General features: G+C 41.8%; 22 protein-coding genes. 9 read left to right on the forward strand and 13 right to left on the reverse strand.

What is annotated here, in order from left to right; all coding sequences use genetic code 11:
• Positions 1 to 11: 11 nt before the first annotated feature.
• Together P3L40_RS12865 and P3L40_RS12870 are read right to left on the reverse strand one after the other, a co-directional pair.
• On the reverse strand, positions 12 to 644 hold the full coding sequence (locus P3L40_RS12865; protein ID WP_197701515.1) for a 4Fe-4S single cluster domain-containing protein: 633 nt from the start codon (positions 642 to 644) through the stop codon (positions 12 to 14).
• A 1-nt stretch (position 645) separates the two neighbouring features.
• A complete protein-coding gene (locus P3L40_RS12870; protein ID WP_272693250.1) occupies positions 646 to 2478 on the reverse strand; it encodes an AAA family ATPase in 1833 nt (610 codons plus the stop codon).
• A gap of 277 nt (positions 2479 to 2755) precedes the next feature.
• Here P3L40_RS12870 and P3L40_RS12875 point away from each other — a divergent pair, with 277 nt between their 5' ends.
• Positions 2756 to 3625: a fructosamine kinase family protein gene (locus P3L40_RS12875; protein ID WP_004263637.1), complete on the forward strand. Its 870-nt coding sequence runs from the start codon at positions 2756 to 2758 to the stop codon at positions 3623 to 3625.
• Between the two features lie 297 nt (positions 3626 to 3922).
• Here the strand turns inward: P3L40_RS12875 and P3L40_RS12880 are convergent, their stop codons facing one another.
• Positions 3923 to 4462, reverse strand: coding sequence for a YniB family protein (locus P3L40_RS12880; RefSeq protein ID WP_110591598.1), 540 nt, complete (start codon positions 4460 to 4462; stop codon positions 3923 to 3925).
• Positions 4463 to 4757: 295 nt separating this feature from the next.
• Here P3L40_RS12880 and hxpB point away from each other — a divergent pair, with 295 nt between their 5' ends.
• The 4 genes from hxpB to P3L40_RS12900 all read left to right on the forward strand — a co-directional run bounded on the left by hxpB (position 4758) and on the right by P3L40_RS12900 (position 8400).
• Positions 4758 to 5423 carry a hexitol phosphatase HxpB gene (gene hxpB / locus P3L40_RS12885; RefSeq protein ID WP_004263628.1) on the forward strand — a complete coding sequence of 222 codons (666 nt, stop codon included), beginning with the start codon at positions 4758 to 4760 and terminating at the stop codon, positions 5421 to 5423.
• Positions 5424 to 5615: 192 nt separating this feature from the next.
• The gene (locus P3L40_RS12890; protein WP_210852557.1) at positions 5616 to 6191 is read left to right on the forward strand and encodes a metal-dependent hydrolase; all 576 of its coding nucleotides are present in this window, start codon (positions 5616 to 5618) and stop codon (positions 6189 to 6191) included.
• Positions 6192 to 6372: 181 nt separating this feature from the next.
• Complete coding sequence (locus P3L40_RS12895) at positions 6373 to 7764, forward strand: L-cystine transporter (protein WP_004263624.1); 1392 nt, start codon at positions 6373 to 6375, stop codon at positions 7762 to 7764.
• Positions 7765 to 8010: 246 nt separating this feature from the next.
• Entirely contained in the window at positions 8011 to 8400 is a 390-nt protein-coding gene (locus P3L40_RS12900) for a YkgJ family cysteine cluster protein (protein WP_094961737.1), read from the forward strand.
• 95 nt (positions 8401 to 8495) lie between these two features.
• Here the strand turns inward: P3L40_RS12900 and P3L40_RS12905 are convergent, their stop codons facing one another.
• Positions 8496 to 9500 (reverse strand): luciferase-like monooxygenase, encoded by a 1005-nt coding sequence (locus P3L40_RS12905; RefSeq protein ID WP_110591596.1) that lies wholly within the window; start codon positions 9498 to 9500, stop codon positions 8496 to 8498.
• 179 nt (positions 9501 to 9679) lie between these two features.
• On the opposite strand from P3L40_RS12905, the gene P3L40_RS12910 reads away from it, so the two are divergent.
• From P3L40_RS12910 to P3L40_RS12925, 4 genes are all read left to right on the forward strand, one after another.
• Positions 9680 to 10075: a hypothetical protein gene (locus P3L40_RS12910; RefSeq protein ID WP_153673505.1), complete on the forward strand. Its 396-nt coding sequence runs from the start codon at positions 9680 to 9682 to the stop codon at positions 10073 to 10075.
• A gap of 608 nt (positions 10076 to 10683) precedes the next feature.
• Positions 10684 to 10962 (forward strand): DinI-like family protein, encoded by a 279-nt coding sequence (locus P3L40_RS12915; RefSeq protein ID WP_272693249.1) that lies wholly within the window; start codon positions 10684 to 10686, stop codon positions 10960 to 10962.
• Between the two features lie 127 nt (positions 10963 to 11089).
• On the forward strand, positions 11090 to 11317 hold the full coding sequence (locus P3L40_RS12920; protein WP_272685896.1) for a DNA polymerase III subunit theta: 228 nt from the start codon (positions 11090 to 11092) through the stop codon (positions 11315 to 11317).
• A 29-nt stretch (positions 11318 to 11346) separates the two neighbouring features.
• Positions 11347 to 11847, forward strand: a complete 501-nt coding sequence (locus P3L40_RS12925) for a hypothetical protein (RefSeq protein ID WP_272693248.1) — start codon at positions 11347 to 11349, stop codon at positions 11845 to 11847.
• Between the two features lie 33 nt (positions 11848 to 11880).
• On the opposite strand, the gene P3L40_RS12930 is transcribed toward P3L40_RS12925, so the two are convergent.
• From P3L40_RS12930 to P3L40_RS12970, 9 genes are all read right to left on the reverse strand, one after another.
• Complete coding sequence (locus tag P3L40_RS12930; RefSeq protein WP_272693247.1) at positions 11881 to 13371, reverse strand: hypothetical protein; 1491 nt, start codon at positions 13369 to 13371, stop codon at positions 11881 to 11883.
• Between the two features lie 231 nt (positions 13372 to 13602).
• Positions 13603 to 14694 carry a hypothetical protein gene (locus P3L40_RS12935; protein WP_272693246.1) on the reverse strand — a complete coding sequence of 364 codons (1092 nt, stop codon included), beginning with the start codon at positions 14692 to 14694 and terminating at the stop codon, positions 13603 to 13605.
• Positions 14691 to 19406, reverse strand: a complete 4716-nt coding sequence (locus tag P3L40_RS12940) for a DUF1983 domain-containing protein (protein WP_272693245.1) — start codon at positions 19404 to 19406, stop codon at positions 14691 to 14693. The genes P3L40_RS12935 and P3L40_RS12940 overlap by 4 nt, the downstream gene beginning before the upstream one ends.
• A gap of 59 nt (positions 19407 to 19465) precedes the next feature.
• Positions 19466 to 20062 carry a tail assembly protein gene (locus tag P3L40_RS12945; protein ID WP_272691161.1) on the reverse strand — a complete coding sequence of 199 codons (597 nt, stop codon included), beginning with the start codon at positions 20060 to 20062 and terminating at the stop codon, positions 19466 to 19468.
• On the reverse strand, positions 20059 to 20769 hold the full coding sequence (locus tag P3L40_RS12950; protein WP_272693244.1) for a C40 family peptidase: 711 nt from the start codon (positions 20767 to 20769) through the stop codon (positions 20059 to 20061). Before P3L40_RS12950 ends, P3L40_RS12945 begins: the two co-directional genes overlap by 4 nt.
• Positions 20766 to 21509: a phage minor tail protein L gene (locus P3L40_RS12955; protein WP_272693243.1), complete on the reverse strand. Its 744-nt coding sequence runs from the start codon at positions 21507 to 21509 to the stop codon at positions 20766 to 20768. Before P3L40_RS12955 ends, P3L40_RS12950 begins: the two co-directional genes overlap by 4 nt.
• Entirely contained in the window at positions 21506 to 21847 is a 342-nt protein-coding gene (locus P3L40_RS12960) for a phage tail protein (RefSeq protein WP_110591993.1), read from the reverse strand. The genes P3L40_RS12955 and P3L40_RS12960 overlap by 4 nt, the downstream gene beginning before the upstream one ends.
• 44 nt (positions 21848 to 21891) lie before the next feature.
• On the reverse strand, positions 21892 to 25419 hold the full coding sequence (locus P3L40_RS12965; protein ID WP_272693242.1) for a phage tail tape measure protein: 3528 nt from the start codon (positions 25417 to 25419) through the stop codon (positions 21892 to 21894).
• A 60-nt stretch (positions 25420 to 25479) separates the two neighbouring features.
• Complete coding sequence (locus tag P3L40_RS12970) at positions 25480 to 25938, reverse strand: hypothetical protein (protein ID WP_110591995.1); 459 nt, start codon at positions 25936 to 25938, stop codon at positions 25480 to 25482.
• Between the last annotated feature and the right edge of the window lie 103 nt (positions 25939 to 26041).

Genomic DNA, 26041 nt, shown 5'->3' on the forward strand with positions numbered 1-26041 from the left:
CATCCAATTAATTATTTTTTTAGTTGTCGCAAGGATTGATCTTGCTGTTCAATCAAGGTCCGCAAACGCAACATATCGTTACGTTCAGGAACCCCCGCCAAAAATAGCCGCCCTGTTTCATCAAACGCTAAATCCAGTACTTTATCTTCTGGTGTTATCGAGCGCTGATATGCCATAAATCGCGCTTTTCCTAATGGCGTTAACATATGCAATTGCTGATTATCACTGCCTTTGAGCATCTGGGTTTGCGGAAGATCCACAATAAATGGCTCACTAATTAAGGCATCAATATTGGGAGCCATTTGTAAAACACGCTCTTCAATGTGTTCCCATTGATAACCGCTATAGACTAAAATATCCGCATCGGTTAGCTGTTTAATCCCTTTCACTAATGCGGATAAGGCTTCAGGCTGTTCAAACGGTTCTCCCCCTGAAATCGTGATGCCATCTGCGAATGGTAACCACTCCGTTATCTGGTCCAGTAATTGTTTCACCGTGATGCTATTGTCTTTCACTTGCCATGTATCAGGAGAAAGACAGCCTTTACAACGTAATGAGCATCCCTGAAACCAGATACCAATACGCTTTCCGGGGCCTAGGGCCGTAATGGGAAAATGAACTCGTGAAATATTAACATTCACCACATCAATTACTCATCGCTGCTAACGTGATTTGCGTTGTTTCACCTGTGGCAATTTCGACAATTTGATAAGCCGAATTAGGTTGTAAATCTTGGTCGAAAACAGCGCGAGATAATGGGTTAATTAAATAGCTTTCTAATTGGTTACGTATACCTCGACCGCCATTAGATAAATCAGCTAAGCAATGTTGTTTTAACGTTTCTTTGGCTTGTGGTGAAATTGAAATAGTCAGTGATTGCTTTTCCAAACCAGAAAGAATATTTCCCACCATTTGTTCGAATATTTGTTGTGCCACATCGGGGCGAATAAAATCAAAAACAATAATGTTTTCCCCAATTCGGTTGAGCAGCTCTGGTCTATTTAACACTAATTTAAAGTGACGTTCGATTTCACTTTTCACGTTACGCGTCACCGTTTCGAAAGGTTCACTCGGCTGGACATTCGCTACCCGCTCACCATTTGCATCCAAACGATAAATGCCAAGATTTGACGTAAAAATAATCAACGACTCTGAAAAATAAACGCGATCACCACGTCCTGAGGTCAATACACCATCATCAATAATTTGTAGAAATTTATCCATTAAATGAGGGTGTGCTTTTTCTATCTCATCAAACAACACCACACTAAACGGCTTTTCACGAATGGCATTCGTCAATTCACCACCAGAATCATAACCGACATAGCCAGGAGGAGCGCCAATTAAACGTTGGTCTGCATGTTCTGCACTAAATTCAGACATATCAAAGCGGATATACGCACTTTCATCACCAAATAGCAATTGAGTGACCGTTTTCGCCAGTTCCGTTTTCCCGACACCCGTTGGCCCCGCTAGAAACAAAACGCCTCGAGGTCGCCCACCTTTATGCCCCCCCACTCCGGTCATTGCACGTTTAATAATGTCCAATAAATGAGTGACGGCATGTTGTTGTCCTTTAACTCGGCGAGAAATAATCTCTGGGGCGTTATGTATTTTCTGCTTATCAATTTTTTTCCAAGGGTCTTCCGTTATGCCTACTTTATAACGTCGTACCGCATCACTAATACGTGTCACAGGGACATTTTCAATCCGTGCGAGCTGCACTATCGCCGTTAAGTCCAGTAACAAGAGTCCTTCTGTTTCATCAATAAAGTCATTAAATAAGCTGTCTTTATCCGCTTGTTCTATGCTATTAACATCAGATAATGAAGCTAACAACATTGGCGTAAGAACCCGACGAACTTGGCTGTCAGGCTTCGCAACAGGAATGGCTCTCACTCGTGGGTTATTAACTAAAAACCAATCAGGTAAATCGGTTTCTTTCTCCACAATCCAAAAAATAGAATTGTAGAACGGCTGGTTATTTTCCCCTGCTGGTCGCGTTTTTGCTTGGTGAGAAACCACCAGAGCCCGAGTAAATAAGCTGTGCTCAGCGGGAGTCAGGTTATCGCGATGGGAAATCAAGCAAAAGGCGAAATCAATACATAATGCAATTGGCTGCTGCTTATAGTTAATAAATTTTTCCAGCAAATGATTCAACATATCAATACCACCAGCGGCTTTATCATCAGCCATATGCAAACCTAAGTTTTGCATCAATGTGGCACTCGCTTGCGAGTTTTCTGTGGGGCTCGCCACGCATTGAAAACCAATCAGTGGTGTATAGGTAATAACATAGGCATACCCTGCCTGAAACAAGTTATTAAAGAGTGCTTGGTTAAACGGCAGTGGTGTCACTACCCTAGGCGCAATTTCGCTGGCTTGTAGGTCTCGAACATTGCCAAATAGAACAAACTGACTTTTCAGTGGAATAAATCGCAGTAAGTCTCTTAACCAGCGCGGTTTTTGAAAATCCATGTTCATAGCACCCCTTGAGTATGAAAGTATTCTTTGCAGTTTACCTGAAATCACTAGCAAATGGCGTCAAGATCTTGAACTCATACCGTATTATCTGAACATTCTCATTTAGATAGAAATAGGCTAAATTTAAAGCAGAACAGGTTTGTGTTTATTGTCTGATAATTGTTCAATAATTTCGTGATAGCTTCTTCTTTTTAAACAATTATCACTGTTAATTCCTAAACTGTCGCTATAGTATTGTATTAATGAAGACCAAAGCAGAGCGAGGTGAGTCATGTGGCAAGCAATGTGTCGTTTATTAAGTGAACACTTAGGTGAGGCGGAGCTACGTAACAAAGTCATTCTGTCTGGTGGTGATATTCACCATACGTTAAGAATTGACTATGGCGAACACACCGTGTTCATTAAACAAAATCGGCGTGAGTTTTTGCCTTTATTTAAACAAGAGGCTGAGCAACTTGAAATGCTCGCTAAAAGCCAAACGATAACCGTTCCTAAGGTTTACGGTGTTGGTAGTAATAAGCACCACAGTTTCCTTCTGCTCGAATACTTCCCTCTTAAGCCTTTCGACAACACCAATGCATGGCATTTTGGCCAACAATTAGCGCGTTTACATCAATGGGAAGAGCAGCCTAGCTACGGGTTTGATTTTGATACTATGCTAAGCACAATTGTGCAACCTAATGGCTGGGAAAAGCGTTGGAATTCATTTTTTGCAGAAAAGCGTATTGGCTTGCAATTACAACTCGCTTCCGAAAAAGGAATGGTATTTGCTGATATTCAGCAAATTGTCGATATTGTTAAGGAGAAACTTGCTGGGCATCAGCCACAACCCTCTTTATTACATGGTGACTTATGGCCAGCTAACTGTGCTATCACTCAAAATCTTGAAGGTGTGCTATATGACCCCGCATGTTATTGGGGTGATAGGGAGTGTGATATTGCGATGTTGCCATTATATCAAGATCTTCCGATCCAAATTATTGATGGCTACCAAAGTGTTTGGCCGCTCCCCAATGGCTTTTTAGATAGACAACCAATATACCAACTTTACTATTTACTTAATCAAGCCCATATCTTTGGTAACGAACAAAGCTACCAGCAAGCACGCACGATTATTGATAATCTACTCAACGAAAAATAAGCTCCTGTTTTTTAGCATTTAGCACGACAAATAATTAATTTTCTAAATAATTCGAGCTGTAGCAAGGCGGCAATTGAGGATAGTTTGGGGAGCATACACAAGTATGTGACCCAAATAGCCGAAAGAAGCCAACACTCTCATAGCATGGAGTACGACGAATAATTAATTTTCTATATAATTCGCATTATGAGTAGGCGGCAAGTGCAGATATCTCGGGGAACATACACAAGTATGTGACCCGAGTAGCTAAACGCAGCCAACACCCTCATAACGCGAAGTATGACGAAAATTCGAAAATTACCAATTAAGGAAACATAGAAGAAAATACAACGCTAGCCCCAATACAATTGGCCAAAAATAAAGAAGAAAAAATTGAGTGAATATTGTATGACGTGGAATAGTCACCTTAGCTTCAAGCTCTTCTTTTGAGATGTCTATCCCTTTTGCTTTTTCTATGATCACGTGGTCTTCTAAACTTTCACGAATAAACTTAATTTGCCGGTACATACGCAAACCTGATGCACTAAGCGCCAGTCCAACAAAAATAAAAATAAAGATGATGATAAAGCTGATATTACTACCGGAAAACCCATTAGCAACTTGAGGTACTGGTGAGTTATTCCAAAAGAAATTTAGGAATGGTGTACTTTGACGGGTCATTTCCGCCATTAATTTAATAAAATCATTAGCGACTGCATTAATCCCTTCTCCTGCGAGCCCCTTCATGCCTGCCAGTTTAATTAAAGACGCCAATGTCGAAATTAATGCTAACAGAAAAACAACCCAACCCAGAATACGTTTGCCGATTGCGACATAATTGGCATTATGGTAATTCATTACTGCTTTTCCTCAGCGTTATGATTTTTGATAAATTTTTACAATGATTATTCAACGCTAATCATAGCTGAAAATATTCATTGCCTCCAAATCTCAATTCACGATTAATAATAATATATAGACTTTCAGACTAATCAAAATAGTGAGGCTATTCATTACCATTATACTTTTACTTCATACTGTCCGAATATTCCTCAATATTAGACTAATACTGATTTCAAGTAATACGCTTAAAGTCAGTTTACTGATATCATGACTTCTTCGTTAATAAATACGACATGAATGGAGTTTTGACATGTACCATAATCTTCCCATCCAATCGGTCATTTTTGATATGGATGGTTTATTGATCGACTCGGAACCTTTTTGGGCACAGGCTGAACTTGAGATTTTTTCACAATTGGGTGTTGACGTTTCAATTGCGGATACCCTGCCTGATACCTTGGGTTTACGTATTGACCATGTGGTGGAGCTTTGGTACCACGCCTCTCCTTGGCAAGGATGCAGCCAAGAAGAAGCCACACAACGCATTATTGACCGTGTTGTTGGCTTAGTTGAAGAAACTCGCCCTATTCTACCTGGAGTGCAGCATGCCATGGAACTTTGCCGTTCAATGGATTTAAAAATTGCACTGGCTTCCGCCTCTCCTTTATATATGTTGGAAAAAGTATTAAACCTTCTGGATATTCGTGACTATTTCTCTGCGGTTATTTCTGCGTCTGACTTACCTTTGAGTAAACCTCATCCTGAAGTTTATCTTAAAGCAGCAGCTGAGTTATCGACTAAACCCGTCAATTGCGTTTCATTAGAAGATTCATTTAACGGTATGATTTCTGCAAAAGCCGCCAGAATGCGTTCAATTGTGGTGCCTGACAGCAAGCATTTTAATGACCCGCGCTTTGGTTTGGCGGATATCAAATTAGCCTCACTGAATGACTTAAAGGCTGAACATTTACGTTAAGAATACCTTGAGTGTCTAATAAGTGTTCTCCCCTATCTAATTTAGGTAGGGGTATTGTGTTAAATTATAAAATACTTCCCTTATTTGCTAATAAATAAGAGTTTTTTTATCTTTCTACCACTATCATATTCTTTTCAAACACTTTATACTGCCAATCAACTGTATAGATAAACAGATGGTATTTTATCCACCATGACAGCTGAAGGGCATCTGCTTTTTTCCGTCGCCTCTTTAATAATGGCTCATAAACTTCAAATCACCCCAGAGATTGCTCATGGTGATTGGCTGCACATGGTTCCAGGGGCCTTATTAGGCGCATTATTGCCCGATATTGACCACCCCTCTTCAATTCCTGGTCGACTACTACGGATTTTTTCATTACCCATTTCCAAATTGTGTGGGCACCGGGGGTTTACTCATAGCCTAGTTGCATGGTTACTTTTGATGATTTCTTGTTATCAATGGATACCAACCGAATGGGCAATTCCAAATGATATTATCCAAGCTTTTTTATTAGGTTATATCAGTCATCTAGTCGCTGACATGCTCACCCCTTCAGGAGTACCATTCCTATGGCCACTCCCTCAACGCTTTTGTTTTCCCATGATCCGCGGTAAAAATAGCCAACGAGGGGAACGCTTTATTGCCATTATTTTGACTGTTTGTGCCTGTTTTTTACCTGCAGGTTATCAATTTGATTTTTATAGCCATGTTGATGTGATCTTAAAATATATTCATAATCAAATAGATACATATCTCCCCACATAAATTATAGTTTTGTAATATAATGTAAGTATGAATAATACTATATTATTACTTTTTGATATAAGAAATGTGTTTTATCAACTGATAACATATAACCAGTTGTTTGAAGCAACTAAATCCTTATAACCAATAAGGACTAAAGGGCAAGTAACATACCTTATAAAAATATGATTTGGAGTTCGGAATGAATATTCCTCTAATTATTAATGTGCTCGGCTTTGTAGCACTACTAATACTGTTGGCAAAACTAGGGGCTAAAGGCTGGAGCCTATCTAAAAAAGTGTTAGTCGGTCTGGTTTTCGGTGTTGCCTACGGGGTAGTACTGCACCTCGTGTATGGTAGTGGCCACCAAACGGTAAAAGACTCCATTCTGTGGTTTAATATTGTCGGAAATGGTTATGTGCAGCTATTACAAATGGTGATTATGCCATTAGTATTTGCTTCAATACTAAGTGCAGTAGCAAGGCTACATAAAGCTTCTTCGCTAGGTAAAATTAGCTTTTTAACAATTGGCACTTTGTTATTTACCACAGCTATTGCGGCGTTAGTTGGTATTTTAATTGCCAATTTATTCGGCCTGACTGCCGAAGGTTTAGTGCAAGGTCAATCCGAAACAGCACGTTTATCAGCAATAGAAAGCAACTATATTGGGAAAGTTTCTGACTTAACCGTGCCTCAGCTAATCTTATCGTTTATTCCAAAAAATCCATTTGCAGATTTAACGGGTGCAAACCCAACGTCAATTATTAGTGTCGTTATTTTTGCTGCTTTCTTAGGTGTTGCCGCACTGCAACTGTTTAAAGATGATAAAGAGCGTGGTGAAAAAGCCTTAGCAGCGATTGATGTTATGCAAGCTTGGGCAATGAAATTAGTTCGCTTGGTCATGCGTTTAACGCCATATGGTGTGATGGCGCTGATGATTAAAGTCGTAGCAAGTTCAAACTTGCATGACATCATCAACCTAGGCACTTTTGTTATTGCGTCCTATGTTGCGTTAGGCATTATGTTTGTTGTACATGGTATTTTAGTGGCGACGACTGGCTTAAACCCTATTAAATTCTTTAAGAAAGCGGGCCCGGTTCTGACATTTGCATTCACTAGCCGTTCAAGTGCTGCAAGTATTCCACTAAATATTGAAACACAAACACGTCGTTTCGGTATTCCTGAATCGATTGCTAGCTTCTCTGCATCGTTCGGAGCAACAATTGGGCAAAATGGTTGTGCGGGTATTTACCCTGCAATGTTAGCCGTGATGGTCGCACCGACAATGGGTATTAATCCATTCGACCCGCTGTGGATTGCGACATTAGTCGGTATCGTGACAATCAGTTCCGCAGGTGTCGCGGGTGTTGGTGGCGGTGCAACTTTCGCCGCGTTAATTGTACTACCAGCGATGGGCTTACCAGTTACATTAGTTGCTCTGTTAATTTCAGTTGAGCCATTAATTGATATGGGTCGTACTGCATTGAATGTCAGTGGTTCAATGACAGCAGGCACAGTGACTAGCCAGTTGATGGGTGAAACAGATAAAGCAATATTCAATCAAAATGATGACGCTGATTTAAAACATGTTTAATTTATCATTATGATTCAAACGAAACCTGCCTTCTGGCAGGTTTTTTTATGATTATGATAAGTATGTGAAATTTATTTACCTTGGGGAATATCAAAAAAATCAGTTTTTTGTGCTGAATAATATTGCAATAAACTGGAATAACGTAAGATAATAAAGCCTGAGCAACGTTTTCTTGAGCTTCCTGCTTGTGTTGCGTCAACCCATTTTCTATGGGTATTTTATCAACATCATTTATGGTTTTTTAATATGACTAATAATGTCCATATCCTAAAAACTGATCCTTCAGATAACCCTTGTGTAAGCTGCGGTGCATGTTGTGCCTATTTTCGTGTCTCTTTTTATTGGGCTGAGGCTGAAAGTGGGGGTGGTGTTGTACCACAACATTTAACTGAGCAAATAACCCCATTTATGAGTTGTATGCAGGGAACAAACCAAAAACATAATACGCGTTGTAGCGCTTTAGAGGGCACCATTGGAGAGTGTGTGTCTTGTTCGATATACACACAAAGGCCAACACCTTGCCGCGAGTTTGAACAATCTTGGCAAGATGGTATTTATAATGAGGCGTGCGATAGAGCACGTGCTGCTCATGGTTTACCCCCTTTAGAGCCTCATCAACCACAAATAGCGTGCTAGCCGTCAATGACCCAGATTTTTCTGGGTTATCTCTTTTTTGAGCCAAATCTGAAAAATGCGTCCTTGCACACGTGTTAATCATCCAGCTATTTAAATTACATAATTTCGTTCATTACCTGCATCGCCAACTCAAAAGAGTATAAACGAGCTTGATGATCAAAAATTTGGCCATTTACCATAATTTCATCCGCTTGAGTTTGCCGTAATATCGTATCCAACCCATGACGTACCTTGGTTTTATCCCCTACCAATGACATGCCTAATGCTTGTTGAACACCAAATTTTTCAGCGGGTGACCAAATATTTTCCATACTCTCAACAGGTGCAGGCAATTGAGAAGGTTGACCACGACGTAACATAACAAAGGCTTGCTGCATCGACGTAAATAAAAACTCTGCTTCACGTTGAGTATCCGCGGCAATGATATTGATACAAACCATCGCATACGGCTTAGAAAGCCTCTGCGATGGCTGGAAATTAGCACGATAAACTTCCAACGCCTGTAATAATAAATCAGGGGCAAAATGAGAAGCAAAAGCAAAAGGAAGCCCCATTTGCGCGGCTAACCTTGCACTGTATAAACTCGAACCTAACAACCAAACCGGAATTTTTTCGCCAAAGCCTGGCACTGGGCGCACTGCTGGGTCTGGGTTTATAGCATCAAACCAATTAATGATTTGCGCAACATCTTGCGGGAAATTATCGATATCCGTATTCATATGGCGGCGTAAAGCTTGCATCGTTCGCTGATCACTTCCAGGAGCACGCCCTATGCCTAAATCAATGCGTTCAGGGTAAAGTGTGTTTAGTGTGCCAAATTGCTCTGCGATCACCAACGGTGAATGATTCGGCAACATGACGCCACCAGAACCTAAACGTAAATTGTGAGTATTTGCGGCAAGATAGCCTATTAACACCGAAGTCGCCGCACTAGCAATCCCAGTCATATTATGGTGTTCCGCAAGCCAATAGCGGTGGTAACCGAGTTTTTCTGCTAATTGAGCAATATCAAGGGAATGAGCAAAGGCCTCTTTCGCCGTCGAACCCTGAATGATTGGCGCAAGGTCGAGTAAAGAAAGGGGAATTTTTTTATCTGACATACACACTCACTTTGTTAGAATTTTGTTGAACCTAACTTACCATCCTAGACTATCCCCTTTGATGTCTCCAGCACTGAAATTTGTATTAGCACAAGTGGTCTAAAAATGTAAATTACCGTCTAATAAGCCACTGTTTTATATAAATTATGGTTCAAGCTTGAATAAAAAGTGCAGTAATTATGGAGCTTCCGTCAGGGGAGGTAAAAGCGATTGCGAGACAATATGAATTGATGAATGATTTGCCCATCACCAATACAGAGGATACTGAAATGAAAAAATTAAATACCGGTTTATTAGCTTTAGCATTATTAACCGTCGGCTTTACCGCAGCAGCAAATGGCGTTAACCACAAAATGCCTCGTCAGCACATGGGTAATCATCACAATATGGTATATAGCGTTGCGGAACAAACGATGACACCAAATGAAACTGCAAAAAAGCTGGCCAATAATGCGCCAAAAATTGAAGATGGCAAACGCTATGTAGTCAAAGTTACAGTGATGGAAGTCCCTGAATATAAACCAATGAATGCTATGCCAACACCAGAGCCAATTCGTGTCCCAGCTACACAGTAATAATTGGTATCAATGAAAATTAATTAAGTTATCGGCAAAACCTTTTATATTGATAAGTACAACCAGATAGCACCTATCAATAAAAGCCGATATCTTATCCAGACAATAAAGAGTTCTACACTCTAAATAATTCATGGTGCAGTTAGGCGACGAATGAATTCAGTCAACAACGCTGTAACTTGAAGTATGACGAGTATATATATCCTACGATTGCCTCTGTATACCAGAGGCTTTTTTTTTAAAAAAGTTTCTCTGAATTGGACCTTCCTCTCTAGTAATAATACCTAATAGCGACTACTCTTAATTCAAGCAGATTGTTAATAACTGTAATTTATTAACACTTTGTTTGACATCCCTTAAATAGAAAATCAGGAGCTTATCATGGGGTATTTTGAATTATAACATAACATAATATATTAAAATTCAAAATATTCATATAGATAAAACCATTAGTATGATTAAAATTAATTATTATGCACACACGCATGTACACATTTATTATGACAACACATGATTATTTCTGACTGTACTCCTTGCCAAAAATAAAAATACTGGCTATAAATACACTGTATATAAACCCAGTCAATTAACCTGCGAAGGAGTGTTTTATGGTTACTATCAAGATCCGCTTTAACCGCAATAAAAAAGGTCAGTTACCTACAGGTACTTTTGAAGCATTAAGAAATGAAATCACCAAAAGATTAAGCGCCAAATACCCCGATCTAAATATTGATATAAACTGGGGGACTCAAGATAATGTATCTATTGACGGTCTTGGGAAGAATGATAAGAAAACATATATTGAAGAAACACTGGAAGAGATATTTATCGATGGTGATTGGCTTCCTGAAACCCAAGAAGCCGAAGTGGAATATTTTGATAAGTGATCTAAGTGCGCCAGCTACTCGAGCTGGCGCATGAATTTGAATCTTTGTGTCACAATTTCTGCATAGCTCGTCACAGTGGTTTTCCCTTCCATGCTATACTCGTTTCATTGTCCCCATGCAGAAAACCATCATGCACAATCTCGCAGAACTACCGAAAGAAGATAAAGACAAAGTGAATGTCGATTTAGCCGCTTCCGGTGTCGCTTATTGCGAAAGACTCGGCAAGCCAGTTATCGATGTTGAAGTCGAGCGACAGCAACCCGAACACTTGCGCGAGTACTTTCGTGAGCGTTTAGTTTATTACAGAGAGTTGAGCAAAAGATTTCCGCAGGGGTATGAGTATAATAAAGAATAATCACACTCTTCATTTTATCAGGTATAAAAATGAGCATTACCCTCAAAGATATTTTTGAATTAATCCAACTTTGTGCTGACACAAAACCCCAAGTAACTAACCGTGATTTACGCTGTCTAGTAACTAAAGTGTTTAATCGAGTTTTAAAGAATCATACAACATTCACGGGTTATGTCTCAGAAAACGCTGTGGCAGCAATTAAAGAAATGAACGGGATTTACCAAAAAAATAAAGTAGTCAGAGAACACCACCAAAAAATCCATAAAAGTATTACAGCTTTAATTGGAAACATGAGGGAAACAAATCAGTGGAATTATCATCTATTTGAGAAGAAAATTATTGAGTTTTCTTCAGTAAATATTACTACGACAATAGAAAATGAACAGCTTATTGCTAAAAATTCGACTTATCAATCTGTTGGTATCAAACTTGTTCATTGGCATGAGTTAGACCTAGTAGTAAAAATCATAATATACGAACATCTTTTACGCTCTGATATCGCAAACAGGTCTGATTGGGTGGTGGCATAAATGCGCCAACCACTCGAGCTGGCGCATTAGTTTTTATTGTTGCTCTACCTGTTCCGCAGCGCCCTGCTCTGCCCTTTCTGCTTCCTCTGCTGCACGTTTAGCTTCTTCTTGTGCTAATCGCTCTGCTTCTAGCTTAGCGAGTCTCTCTGCTTCAGCTTGCTTTTGATTGTAGAGGGAGTTAGGTGGCATTTCGACACGCATGTCTATCCAGCGTGATTCAGGTACGTCGCAAGGTTCGTAGTTTTCGAAGTAAACAGGCACGCCTTCTTCATCAAAGTGCTTAATGCGCTTGTTCTGGAAACGTTCTGGCATATCTGCGTTCTGTTGGTGGAAAACAAAAACTTCAATATCCCCATCAGGTCTCACCTCGTAATCAATGAGAACCATGTTTTTACCGTTATGGTCTTGAGGAATGACAAAGCCGTTATTGATACCCCATGCACCATCTGCATTAAAACCCACAACACCTTTAATGAGGTAATGGCCAATACCAAGGTGCTCCATTTCAACGCCTTCAGATTCTTCGTTTAACTCAATGTCATCAGCGAAGAGTTTTACCACCGGAGAAGCGGCTTTTAAGTTGCCGTTAGCGTCTTTAGTTGTGTTTTTGTCTGAGTAAAAAATACATCTCTCTGGTTTTGAGCCAGTACTGCTCTTTCGTATCATTTGAAGCCAGCTATTACTATAATTTGGCAACAGCAATACTTGTGAATTACTCCCTGCTGAATATTTTGCAATAATACTTGAGCCATAAAAATCAGTTATACCAAGCTCTGCCATACCTTCAATTGTGTGTGTAAGGCTATAGAACCCAACTTTATTTTTACTAAAATCACTAACACTTGGTAAAAAACCGCCATTTTCAGCACCGCCTAGCCCAAAATTACCAACTTGCATTGCTGTTCCCATGGACTTAGGAAACGAAGTGCTGTATTTGATTTTCCCATCAGGCCCACGCTCATATAGCTGAGCCATGACGGATTGTTCGTCAGGCTTAGCTTCTAAGTAAAGAGTTGAGCCATCATCTTTTTTCAGTCTTAAAGTTGGATAATTCATCCCTTTTTTATATACCGTTATTGACTCCATTTCCCCTGTAGTTTTATCAACCTTTCCATCTAGCAACTTATCCTTTTCATTTTCAGTGCGTAATTTAACTTTCTGCCCATTAGGTAATTCAAAATCGAGAGTGCCTGTACCTGTCATCAGCTCTGTGAAAATATCAGTGAATATCTCGCTAGCAATGACTTGTGCAGTCGCTTTATTAACCCCATCTGAAATGGAGTCAATCATCGTTGTTAGAATGATATATTTCGCATTAGTCAGCTTTGCTGAAACAGGGAAGGCCAATGTTAAAGCCGTGTTACTTTCAATGGAATAAATGCTATTGATAAGTAAATTGGAATCATTTTCAATCAGCACAACCTGACCGACTGAGACAAGCGTAGTGTTATCTTTCCAGCGTGTGCCTGTCCCTGTTATTTTTGGACTATTTGCTGTGGTGCTGACGGTACCGATATTATACATAGGATTAATTCTCCGAAATTTAGACGTAAAAAAACCGCATTTAAGCGGCCTATAGGTATTCGTTTACTTACTTCATACAGTGATGTTGCTTGAATTCGTTTGTGTCAGATTGTGCGATCACAAACAGCCCTTCACATACTTCGTGCGTGACTGTTACGGGTGATTTGCACGCAGCAATAAGCACGACGATCCCTGCGAATATCGCATATTTGATTTTTTTCATCTGGTTACCTATGGAAAAGGAAAATAATCTGCAGCGTCTAGAAAAATAGCCGGTGTTGCGGTTCGGGCTATCGTTTGATTGCCGTGATAACCACGCTGTTGAGAGGTACTGGTTTGAAATAAACTGATTTGAGACTCTCCTAAATTACCGATATTTAAGTCTCGCCACCAGCCTAAACCACCATCACTGCTGAATATCTCCCCGACCTTTGTCGGTGTGTACATGGGCCGACGAATGGGTTCAACGTTAATGCCTGAACCTAGCGGTATTTGATTGCCCGGAATGGTAATAGGCCGTGTCATTACGCCCATTTGAGAGTTAAATGTGACTTTCCCTTCAAGGTTGCGGATTTTTAAGCCAAAGCCGGGCGTATCCAGTTGGGCGGGTTGCACATTCGTAAAAGCAACAACCCAATACCACGCGGGTGAATAGGCGGTAATATTGGTACTGTTTCGATTTCGACTGACATAACGCCACCACTTTAACTTTTCCCAGCTTTGTACGTTTGAAGGCTCCAAGCGGATAAACGATTTGTTATCGTCGGTGTAAAAGAAAAACACAGCATTTTCAATTGTTAGCCCGGGGAAGGTGCTTTCAATGTTAAAGGCGTCCGTAATGTAGACCTTGGCTTTATGAGTCGCATAGGCATAACCAAGAGGTGGTGTATTTTCCAAAAAGATAGAACTCCCCATAACTTTTAGCCCAAAACCACTCGCGGCTTTTTGTGATACGATGGTTGGAAACGCGATAATTTTTGTATAATTAAAATTATGCGTATCACTAAACCCCATTACCGTGACTTTTCGACCATCGGAACTATAGGCGATCTTATCTTGGGTCCCCGATACATACCGCCTATCCCCGCTTTGCGTAAACGTGACTTCTGCCGCCGTCAAAGAAACCACCTGAAAGCCATAACCCTCTGGAATTTCGTTCGGGCATGTCCATTTTGATGTTAGCCACCCCCCATCAGGGGAGAGGCCATCATTCGCCCTAACGTAACGAGTCCAAAGATTGGTCGCAGGGGCGGTTCGTTCATTAAACACAAACTCACTGCCGTCTAAATTCCGAATTTTCAAGCCATACAAACTATCAATCATAAGAACCACCCCAATTCAATAATGTAGGTGTTTTTATACTTAAAGTAGTCGCCTTTACTGTTTCGAATAACGGAGTAATCCCCCTCATTACTGTTTGTCTCAAACACACTGTTTTGCATATCAATACGCATACCCGATTTACCCGGCACATAGTTAGGTGAGCGCATATCCGTTTGCACAACAATACTGCCAATCATAGCTTTGTTAATCAGCGCTTCGCTAATAACCACTTGCCCGTTAACGACAACAAATGCCGGATCTAACTTGCCGCTTGCAGGGTTAAAAATACCAAATGTGTCAGCACTGAAACCAATTTGCGTTGTCACTTTTCCATTTTTGACAATAGCGCCAATCATCATTTGTGCCTCATGGTACTGACCATTGAGCATAACCGCTGATTTGATGCTAAATACCGATGATGCATTTCCCTTATGATCAACTGACGTCTCCGCCCGTTTTTCAATTTCCGCTTTGGTGTCCTTAAGTTCGGAATGAATTAGCTCATTAGCGGCCGCTTGAGCCTTTTCATTGTCTGAAATCGCTTTTTCAATACGAGTAAAGCGAGCATTGCTTTGTTCGTACTGTGCATTCAACTGGATAAATTTTTCAGCATGGGCTTTTTCATTTGTCGCAATCAGCTTATTGGTCTCAATGATGCTAGCCTTAATTACTCTTGCATCATTGCCTTGCTTCATATTTTGCACAGCAAGCTGTAAGAGCGTTTCCGCTTGGGAAGACTCTTTGTCTGTTTCTGTTTTCTGCATATGAGCAATATCAGCTTCATTACCCTCAAAGCGACTGCTTGTTTTCTCCTCGTTTTCTGCAACGGTTTTATTGGTATCCGCTATCGCATTAGTGTTTTTAGTTACCGCTGAACTGACGTTAGAAAGGTCTTTACCTTGCTTATCAATGACCTTTCCTTGTTCATCGATTTGCTGGCCTTTCTCATCAATGTTTTTCTGTAACTCCGCACGAGTTTGCTCGGTATGCTGGGTTTGGGCTTTATCTACCTCAGCGATTGATTCAGTGACGCGAACAAATGCCGCTTCCGTTTCTTCATTCAAAGCGGAAACTTTTTCGGATAACTTCGCTTGGGCTTTTTCCAGTGTGGCTGTTGCTTCTTCCGTACGCTCAACTTGTGCCTTGATTTTGCGATTATCATTACGGACTTTACTTACTTCCGCTGTAGTTTGAGATGTCGACTCCGCTTGTGATAATGCTTGATCTGCTTGCGTTTTGCGTACCTGTGCAAAGTTAGCATGCATTTCTTCATAGATACTTTGCTGATTTTCTTTCGTTTCTGTTGTTGTTTCTTCCAAATTAGCAATAGCCGTTTTTTGAGAATCAACAACACTACTCACATCCGACAGTTCGCGCCCCTGTTTATCAATATCCTCCTTCAGTTGGCCATCACCCGCTTTAATATCCGCAGTGAGCTGCTCTCGGGTTTGGGCGAGTGCCTTATCTTGTTCAACCTGAACCTTTTTGATATCAGTGATATTTGCCGCAGTATCATCAATATGCGCTTTAAGCTGAACACCCGTTTCCGCTATCGCTTTGTCAGCCGTCGCTATCGCTTTTTCATTCCGTAAAATGCTGGCTTCAGAGGTTCGCAAGCGGTCAGTCATCTTGCTAAAGCTAGCAATGGTCTGCATTGCTGTTTCAGCTTGGGCGATTTCCTTGTTGGTGTTCGCAATTTCCATGCGAGTGAGCGCACCGTAAATATCGCCAAATTCTGCAATTGTGGACTGCTTGAACTCGGCCTGTGCTTTTTCCAGTGTCGCAGTGGTTTTCTCAACCGTTGTAATACGTCCTTTGGCTGCGTCAACTTCCGCTGTTACTTGGTTGATTTTCTCCGCAGTGGCTTCTTCAAGCGTGACTTGAGCATGTTCAACGCGAAGAATCGCAGAAGCGTTGTAATCCACTCTGGCACTGATTTGCTCTTGAAAACGCGCAGCTGCAGCATCTTGCTGTGCATTAACCTCTTCAAGTCGGAATATTTTACCTTCGGTTCTGACTGTCTCGCGCTTGAATTCATAACTCAATTTCGTTGCATAAATTTGATTTTGCAATGCTGTTTCATTGACGATTGCTAAATCGGTATTAAGATTTAATACCTTGTTATCAAGTTCAATTGTCTTGCTATCAACATCAACGATGTCATGTTTGATATTGACTTGCTCTTCTTCAATATCCTCAATTCGAGACTCCATTCGCTGGCCAGCTTCATTGCTGAGGAAGTTTTCACCCGCAACAGTCAGTATCCCTTCAACATCTGCCGAAGACTCACCTAACGCCAGCCCTGTCCATTCTGATTGGTTACCGCTTTTATCTACCAACCTTGCACGAAAATAGAAGCGCACACCCGCTTTAAGGCCAGACATACGATAGGATTTCAGGGGATAAGGCACATCCGCCAGCAACTGCATAGAATCAGCGGTATTTTCAGGTGAATACTGCAGTTCTGTTTTGAGTGAGTCACTGGTATTTACATCAAAGCCCCAATCCAATGTAATACCCCAAACCTCTGAGGTCGCACGTAGATTAAGCGGCTTCGGTGGATTACCTTCTTTGCCGTTGAGTTGGGTTTCTTCCGCACTAGCCCACACGCTAGAAATTTCAGATGCATTAATTGCACGTACGCGAACTTGATAACGCCCGGCATAAATACCATTGACCTCAAAACCCAGCGTTGATGTACGCGGGGCATTTATCCAGTTACCATTATCACGACGCCACTCGGCTTCATACGCAATCGCACTTTCAGCAGCTTCCCAATCAACACGCAATGTGGTGAATGCAATACCTTGTTCTACTTGTGAATAGGAGGAAATACGCACGTTTTTCGGTGCTGGCTGCACATTGGGCGGGATAACTGTAATTGGCCGCTCATCAATACGCGCCCCTGAATCAATGTGGTCATAATTGTCAGGGTTATGAATGGTACCGTTAATGGTGTAGGTATTATCACCATTGTCGCTGATATTAATCACTCGATACAGTTGAACGGCTAAGTCGTCAGAATCCACTACCCACACGGCTTCTTTTTGTGGTACCTGTGAATATTCAACAGAAACCGTGACCACCTTTTTATTCACCGTCGTGACTGTTCGCCCCTCAGAACCCCCGCTTGGTAAATTTACAATTAAGCGATCACCCGCTTTAATGGAGGTCGTTCTGTCGAGGGTAATTTTACGTCCCTCTACTAATGAAATACGACCACCCGTATTGCGACCCGCTAGTGATGAATCAGCAACCGCAATAATATGACCAGGAGACGGTATTGCCCCCTCTAAGCCTGTCGCAAAGGAAATCATGCGGTCGTTGGCATTGGTTAATAACGCCCAGCGTCCACGACGATTGGCTTCAGTTCGACGAGTACACCCAATAGCGGATAACTCCACCTTACGCACAGTCTTGTAACGTCGCTGAAGCTTTAAATCGACTACGGGCTCAATATCATCATTGCTGTGGTTATTAATATCGGTAAAAGAAACTAGTGCTTGTGTATAGCGATTCTGAGTACTGCCACCTGAATAAGAGGGTTTGCCGCCCACAATATTTGCATTGGTAAAAGTACGGAAAATACTGGCAGGCATATCAGCAACCGCTTTGACTTTATTGTCCGCCCAGAACGTCATGCCACGGAAAATTGCGGCGATATCACGCAGGACGGTATAAGCAGACTCTTGCGATTGAATATACACATCACACAAGAAACGGGGCTCTTTACCGTCACCACCATGTCCATCTAGGACTAATTCGTCACAATATTGTGCAATTTTATACAAATCCCATTTATCAATTTGTGACGCCTTGATACGGTCACCACAGCCGTAACGGTTATTGAGTACCAAGTCATAAAATACCCATGCTGGGTTATTCGTTGCAGCCAGTTTAAACGTTCCATCCCACACACCCAAATAGGTCCGATTAATGGGGTCATAATTTGTTGGTACCTTAATCAACAAGCCCCCTTGTGGGCGCACACTGACTTTAGGAATACGGTTATTAAATTGACGGGCATTAAAGGTAATGAATAACAGAGCCGTATTTGGATACCGCAATTTGGCGTCTATCACTTCCGCAATCGCGGCGATATTAATCCGATCCGCAATGCGTGCATTATTCTGGTTTTTCGTTAAACGGCGAACACGAACTTGCCAACCTGTAGAAGCCTTGGGTAAATGAATACGATGCGTTCTTGGGTACTCGCTGGTGGTCTTACCGTCAAAGGCGGATTTAACCACGTCTTTATAGCCAGCCCCATCCGTGGAAAGCTCAATGACATAATCGACACGATAACCTGTGGTATCGCCGTTATCGTGTTGCTGGAGAAATTGAGGCACAGACAAGCGAATGCGGATCGCCGATAACTGGGTATTATTGACCGTTCTTACATATGGCTGATCGTCTTTTAACTCCATCCCCACCGCAATTTCATTATCAACAGAAGGGATACCTTGAATATATTCCTGATGTTCACTACCGGCACGAAATTCCCACGTCACACCTTCAAAGTTTTTAGAGCCATCTGCATTACCGATTGGGGTATCATCAAGAAAAATACACGTATCATCTAACCCACCAGCAATTTCCCCTTCAGAAATAGCAAGCAGTAACTTTGCCGTTGATTCTGCTAATAGGCTGTCTTTTTGCTCTACGGGTGTCCGAGGTTTTGAACTCCCACCTTTCGCGCCTTGAATTCTCATATTTCACCCATAAAAAAACGGCAATTAAGCCGCTATTTAACATTGAAAGTTGATGTAGTTTATTGCTGATCTTCGGTGTATATCCCAGCAGAGATAATTGCGCCCCCGATTTCACGGCGGCCTAGCCCGTAAAGTAGTGGTACTGGATTGCCTTGAGCTGTTGTATTGACTGCGCCACCAAAAGCATACGATGGTTTATTATCCGCATCTTGGCGTATGGATAAACCACGCGGTTGGGGGGATAGCATCTGAACGACACCGCCAATTGCCATTGCCGCCCCGCCTAGCATTAAAGCGCTATTGGTGGTAGCTGACATAGCTAAAAAGGCAGGGTTCCAGACCGCAAGCCCAATCATAGCGATACCCAGTACTGTTTGGAAAAATCCCCCGCGCTTACTCCCTTTTATTACCGGTGCAATGCGAATTTCTTCGCTGGTATCTAAATTCAGCTCATCTTCGCTGATATTGCGCTTACCTTTAAATACCGCGAACACCAACCCTTTAAGGTGTGCATTTGCAAGGAATTGCTCAAAGCCTTCATAGAGCACTGATAAGGCTTTTATGGCTTCACGAGGAGAGTTAATCGCTAATTTATGCTCCCGTCCAAACAACGTACCGAGTTGGCCATACAGCCGAATAGTTTTGAGCTCATTCATACCAATTCTTTCCTCCGAACAATTTTAACCGTTCGATCCCGCCAATAATCGCTGTAGGGAACAAGTCGACTCAGTTGGCCATATAGATGATGAAGTAACATGCCGTCGGCTATTACCCCCGCATGGTTGGGAACATCGGCTTGCACTTGCATAATCACCATGTCACCTTCTTTAGGCTCACCAGGAACGTCGACAAACCCCGCTTTCTGGTAATTATCCATATACAGGTTTTCACCTTCTTCCCACCAGTGCCTATCGACGCTGTAGTTATACAGCTCAATACCGTGTTTTTGTCGGTAGTAATCCATAATTAAAGACCAACAATCTGCATGGCCCAGCACAAAGGGACGCCCTTCCAACTCGCGTTCTACTCGAGGCTGAATGAATCTAACATCCCCTTCTGGCCATGATGCAATAACCCACGGCAACCCCGTTGCATCACACTGTAATTTATCGATTTCGCTCGGTTGAGTCGTAGCGCCATCCCCGCAATGGCTGTGTACAATTGCAATAGGCTCCCCCCAATCTTCAGCAATGGCATAGTCTTCGGATGAAAGTTCAAAATGTTCGTTGGGATTATCGGAAAGGTTACTGCAGGGGAAGTATTTTTTGACTCGGCTTTTTTGGCAAATAACACCACAGGCCTCTTTGGGATATTCCAACTTAACATGCTGAAATATCGCCTCGGTTAATTTCTTTGTGATCATCGTATTAATCCTGCTGCAGGGAACCCTCCAAAATCTAAAGGCTCATTTTCACCAAAACGTTTTTTACAATCACTGATAAGTCCACCACATTTGTCTAACGCAGGATCATCAACAGGCTCTCCCCGTTCATCGAAATACTTGTTGCCCGTATAGTTACACCCTCGACCACTACGATAGTCACCTTTCATACACCAGAAACAGAGATTATGGATTTGCCGAACAGGTATCATCATCCCCTGCAAATCGAACGGACTCGCTAATCTGAACTCAACCGCATCTCCAGCAACTTCGCTGGTTTTTTGTTCAATATAGTAAACCTGTGAAAAATGCTCATCGGGGTTAGCCGTTGGGTTTTCTTCAGCGTAATTTCGACTATCTAAATAATGCGAAAATGTTTCGTAAATCGTTACTTTCGCTTGTGTCATATCGTCAAACTGCAAACAAAGCGAAGAGACCAACCCGTCAATATTTGAAACTTTTAATAGAGGTTTCGTTGGACTTCCATCACTGTTTTTGGCAACACCTTTAATTTCATAAGCCCAAGCCGCATATTCGTTACCTTGCCACCAAATTGATTTGGGCCGTATATCATCCGTGATTGCTTCAAGCTCTGCTTCCGTGTGTGGTAAGTTATAAGCATGAAAACGAAGAATGGGACCGTCAAATTCGCTGCCATCGATTTCAACTAATTGAATGCGGTTGCCGGGCTCTAATTTTTGTACATCAGAAGTGATATTCATGCACTAAACGCCTGTTCAAATGTTGCTGATATCGTAATAGTTCGACCACCAGCGGGTTTCATTGAGATAGAGTCAGCTTTCACTCGATACAGCCCTTTCTCACCTAAGGGTGATATCCAGATAAAAGACGTTGTTGTGTGTTGTCGAATGAAAGTTAAAATAGGAATAACATCAACTTTTAGCCCTGTATAGGTAATGGGCCATGACTGCGATTCGGGGTTAATGCCATCCCCCGCAACCTGCTTATACCCGTCGCCAAACACCACCTCTCTAACTCGATGCCTAAACTCACCTACGGGTGAATCCTGAACCTGAGTTCGCCACTTAAATTCATCCATCACATATGCCTCAATAAAAAAGCCACCGTGCTGGTGGCTCTTAATTAATATCTGTTACCTGTAATGGCTTTGACTATTTTATACAGATCGCCACCTTCCTGCCCTTCACTGACCAAAAGCTGCTTAATCTTATTTGTCAGGGATCTTTCAATAGAATTTAAGTCCATATTAGAAAAAGTATTTTGTTGCTGCTGCACTTGCCCCGCCTCAACATTAATACCGCCAAGATTAAGGTTTACATTAACGCCACCAGCGCCTTGCATTCCATACATACGCTGAACAGGCACATTCGCCATAGGATGATTGTTTCCAACGTATCCACCAGAAGCATAACCCTTTTCGGCACTTTTCATTAATGACATTAGCGAGGTAATACCTAAACGACTTGTGGCTTCTTTTGTGAAAACAAACTCACCTTTATGGACAACGCCTGCTGGTTCGTACTTGTCACCTGACCCCGTAAAACCACCACGCGCAAAGCCCGGCTTCATACCTAAGAAGTTACCAAAGCTAGTACCACCAAATGCTGCTGTCATCGCCTTTAGTGCTGCAGCCTTTATCAGCATATCGGTAACCATCCGAGCAAACGAACGCCCAAAATCACCAAAATTAGCCTTGCCTGTCATAGCCCAATCCGTAAGAGAATTAGTCATTCCAACAAAAGCAAACTGCGAGGCTTGGGCGACTTTTCCATAAGTATTGGTTGCATCTTCTTCAAACTCCGCAAAGCCCTTTTTGATACCGTCACGCCAGTTTCCCCGAAGTTCATCTTCCTCACGGTAAAACTCTTCTAACTTGGCTTTTTGCTCGGGTGAATCCGCCTTTTCTAATGCGATATTACGCTGGTATTGTCTATCGGTTAATCCTGCGCTACCGCGTAACGCTCGGATCCGGTCTTCAATTTCAGCAACACGCTTAGCTCTTTCCTCAAGCAGCTTGTTTTCGCGGTTTTGCTTTTCTAAAGCATCACCTTTAACTGCTAGTTCACGCTGTCCAGATAAAATAGACTCGCGTCTCATTAGCAGTGATTTTTCATCAGCCGTTAATTGACGTTCACCATTTTTAACAATCCTATCCAAGATAGTGAATTGGGCCTCAGTAAGCATAAGTTGCTTTCGTTCATTACTCACAATGCGGTCACCTGTTTGTGAGAAATCACGAGCCACTTTTGTTTGCGCCTCGAGTGCTAAAAGCTGCTTTTGGAGATCTTCATCATGGCGGGTACCGTAATCAGGGCGGGTACCGTAATCAGGGCGGAAAGATGAGCCTTTAGGCGTTTTTTTGTCTTTATTTCGTTCCTGAATCCCCCTCCTAGCAGCCTCAATATCTTCTTGAGTAAAAAGAGACGCTCGACCTTCTTTAGCGTCGCGTTTATTTTCTAGGATTAGTCGATTAAGCTCTTTTTCTTCCTCATTGCGGCGCTGAGCAGCTGTTTGGCCTTGCCTAACTTTAGCGTTGAAAAGCTCTTGGTTCTTAATCGCCCTTTCTTCATCTTGTCGAGCCAATCGCTCACGCTCAACTTTTAGCCCATCTGCTGCCCACGCTTTGTCAATAAGTTCGTAGGCTTGTGTTTTGAGTTCAACTTCACGCTCAGCTTCCTTTAAACGCTCTGCATCTCTCCTTATGCTCGGATTATCTCCTTTGTATCCTTCGCTATAGCTTAAGTTTTGAGCTCGCCTTTTGTACTCTTTTTGCGCTTCCTGTAATTCAGTAAAAGCGGTCTGCCTTTCGAGTGCAAGACCCGGATTTCGTCCTACACCTAACATAGCATCCCAACCTTTAGTCGCGGCGTTCTCAATCCAATTCCACGCACGTTCTAAAGTACCAAGGTTATCCACAATAGACATTGAGCGCTGATTCATTGCCTCGGCATAGGCTTTCGTAGCTAGTTCAGCCGCTTTTTCAGTGCGGCCTTGCGCTTCTGCTGCCGCAATTTGCTCATATTGCTTAGCGGTTAAAAAATGCAACGAGTTATTTAACTCTGTTACCGCTTTAACTGGATCATCTTTAAGACGTTTAAAGTGCTCAATCGTTTTATCAATATCCTGCCCGACTGCTTTTTCCATCTTCGCAGAAATATCAGCAACAATACCGACTTGATTGCCTGAGAATGCACCAGAGCCAACCACTTTCGCTAATGCATCGGCCATACGATATTGCGTAATACCATTACCAGAAAGCTGTTTAGCCAATGAATCAAGTTGCGAAGCGGTTTTTCCTGCATAACTCCCGGTCAAAATAAGCTGCTTATTGTACTCAGTGAATTCTTTCGAGCCTTTATAAGCTGCAATTGCTAATGAACCAGTCACTCCCACCAGCCCTAACATTGCAATACGCATTGGTGTAATTAATGACAATACCGCTTTAAATGAATTCCCAACACCACCAAAGGAGTCTTTAATCTGCCCGCCTTGCTGAACCATGACCAACCAAATAGGCATGCCGGAAGCTAATGACGTCACAATATCCGTCATTTGCATCGGTAATTGCCGCATAGCATTACGATACTGCCCTAATGTAATAGCGCCATTGCGGTAGGCCTGATCTTGCTGTTTTAACTTCGCTAAATACGGTTCAGCCTGTTGACTCACACCTAATTGAGCCGCTTTCATTTGTAGCAATTCAGATTTTGTTTTACCTATTGCGTCCGCTTCATTTTTCAACGCTTGAATAAAGTTTTCTTTAGTTTGAACCTCCCTAGCTTCAGCCGCTGCGACCAGTTGTTGTTCTCTGGCTAGCTCTCTTGCGGCTTGCGCCGCTTGTTTTTGCTCGGAAGCCAGCCTTGCTGTGCGTTCTTCCTGCTTTTTCATCTGGGTGATGATGGGAGCTGCTTCTTTTGAAATCCCCATTTGAGCGGCTTTGTACGACAACATTTCAGTTTTACTAGCGCCATACAGAAAAACTTGCTCATGCATTTTTCGTAGGAAAGAGTCCTTTAGTACAGAAAGCTCTTTTTCAGCAACAGATAATCCACTGGTACGATTAGTGATATCTTCAAGTAATGCCTGATACCGCTCGGTATCAATGTTGCCTTTTTGGTATACTTGGGTCAGATTTTCTCTTATTGCGGTCAGTTTTGCTGTAGAACCCGATACTTTTTCAATGCTTTCAATTTGCCTCGCGAACGAATCAGCAACTTTTGTATTCCCGGTTTCGGTCTCTCTGACTGCTTTTTTAATCTGATTTTCCAGTATGGCAAAATGTACTCCGCTAATTCTTCCACTTTCATACTGGCTGTTCAGTCTTTTTAGGATCTCTGCAAATTGGTTACTTGCATCACCGGCTTTCTTTATAGACTGAATCTGATCTCGCAGTGATGAGGCATTTTCCTTATACTTCGCATTCATAGCCTCAACAGCTACAGCAGTTTCCTTTTGCCTTTGGGTTAACTCGGAAATAGAACGGGCTGCCGCTTTATGTGCGGGTTCAGATTGTTTAAATGTACTATTTAACTCATCTATGGATTGGTCTGTTCTGCTGGCGGCTTGTTGTAAATCATTTAGTGCTTTAGAGCCTTTTTCGAGCTCGCTAGTGCTGACCTTAAATGAAATACTGGCTATTTCTTGTGTCATAACTTTCCTCGGGTACAAAAAAACCACCCGAAGGTGGTTATATGTGACTGTGGATGATTGTTACATCAACCATTTTAGTTTATTGGGTTCGTACTTAAATTGCATCATGCCTTTGCCAAATACAGGGACTTCTATGTAGATAGTTCGTGAATCGGCTAAATCATTTGCAAATTTAAAAGCGCCAATTATTGAAGCCTCGGATTGTCGAACTTTATCAACTTCGACAAGCAGCTCTTTGATTTTATGATTATTAATCTTTATAAGGCCTGAACACAGCTTACCCAATTTGCAATCAAAGTCACCACCTTCTAGTTCAAAATGGAAATCATACACCTCTTGATTATTTTGGCTTTCAGCTTTAATTATTAACTTCACACCTTCGTTTTCTTTTTCAGGTGCTAAGCTTGCAAAGTACTGAGTAGTTCCCCGCATTTCATCAACTTTCTCCGAATACTTCCAGTCAGCAACAGCCCCAAATCCAACAGAGCAAAGTAAAAGTCCTAATAATAGTTTTCTCATCTATCCATCCCACCTGTTAGTTTCAGTAATGTTAGCTTAGCGAGGATGCAAATTGAAGCAAAAGGGATTTTTTGGAGAAATACAACCATAATAATAGTTGAAG

The sequence above is a fragment of the Providencia sp. PROV040 genome, assembly GCF_032706145.1.
GTDB lineage: Bacteria > Pseudomonadota > Gammaproteobacteria > Enterobacterales > Enterobacteriaceae > Providencia > Providencia hangzhouensis.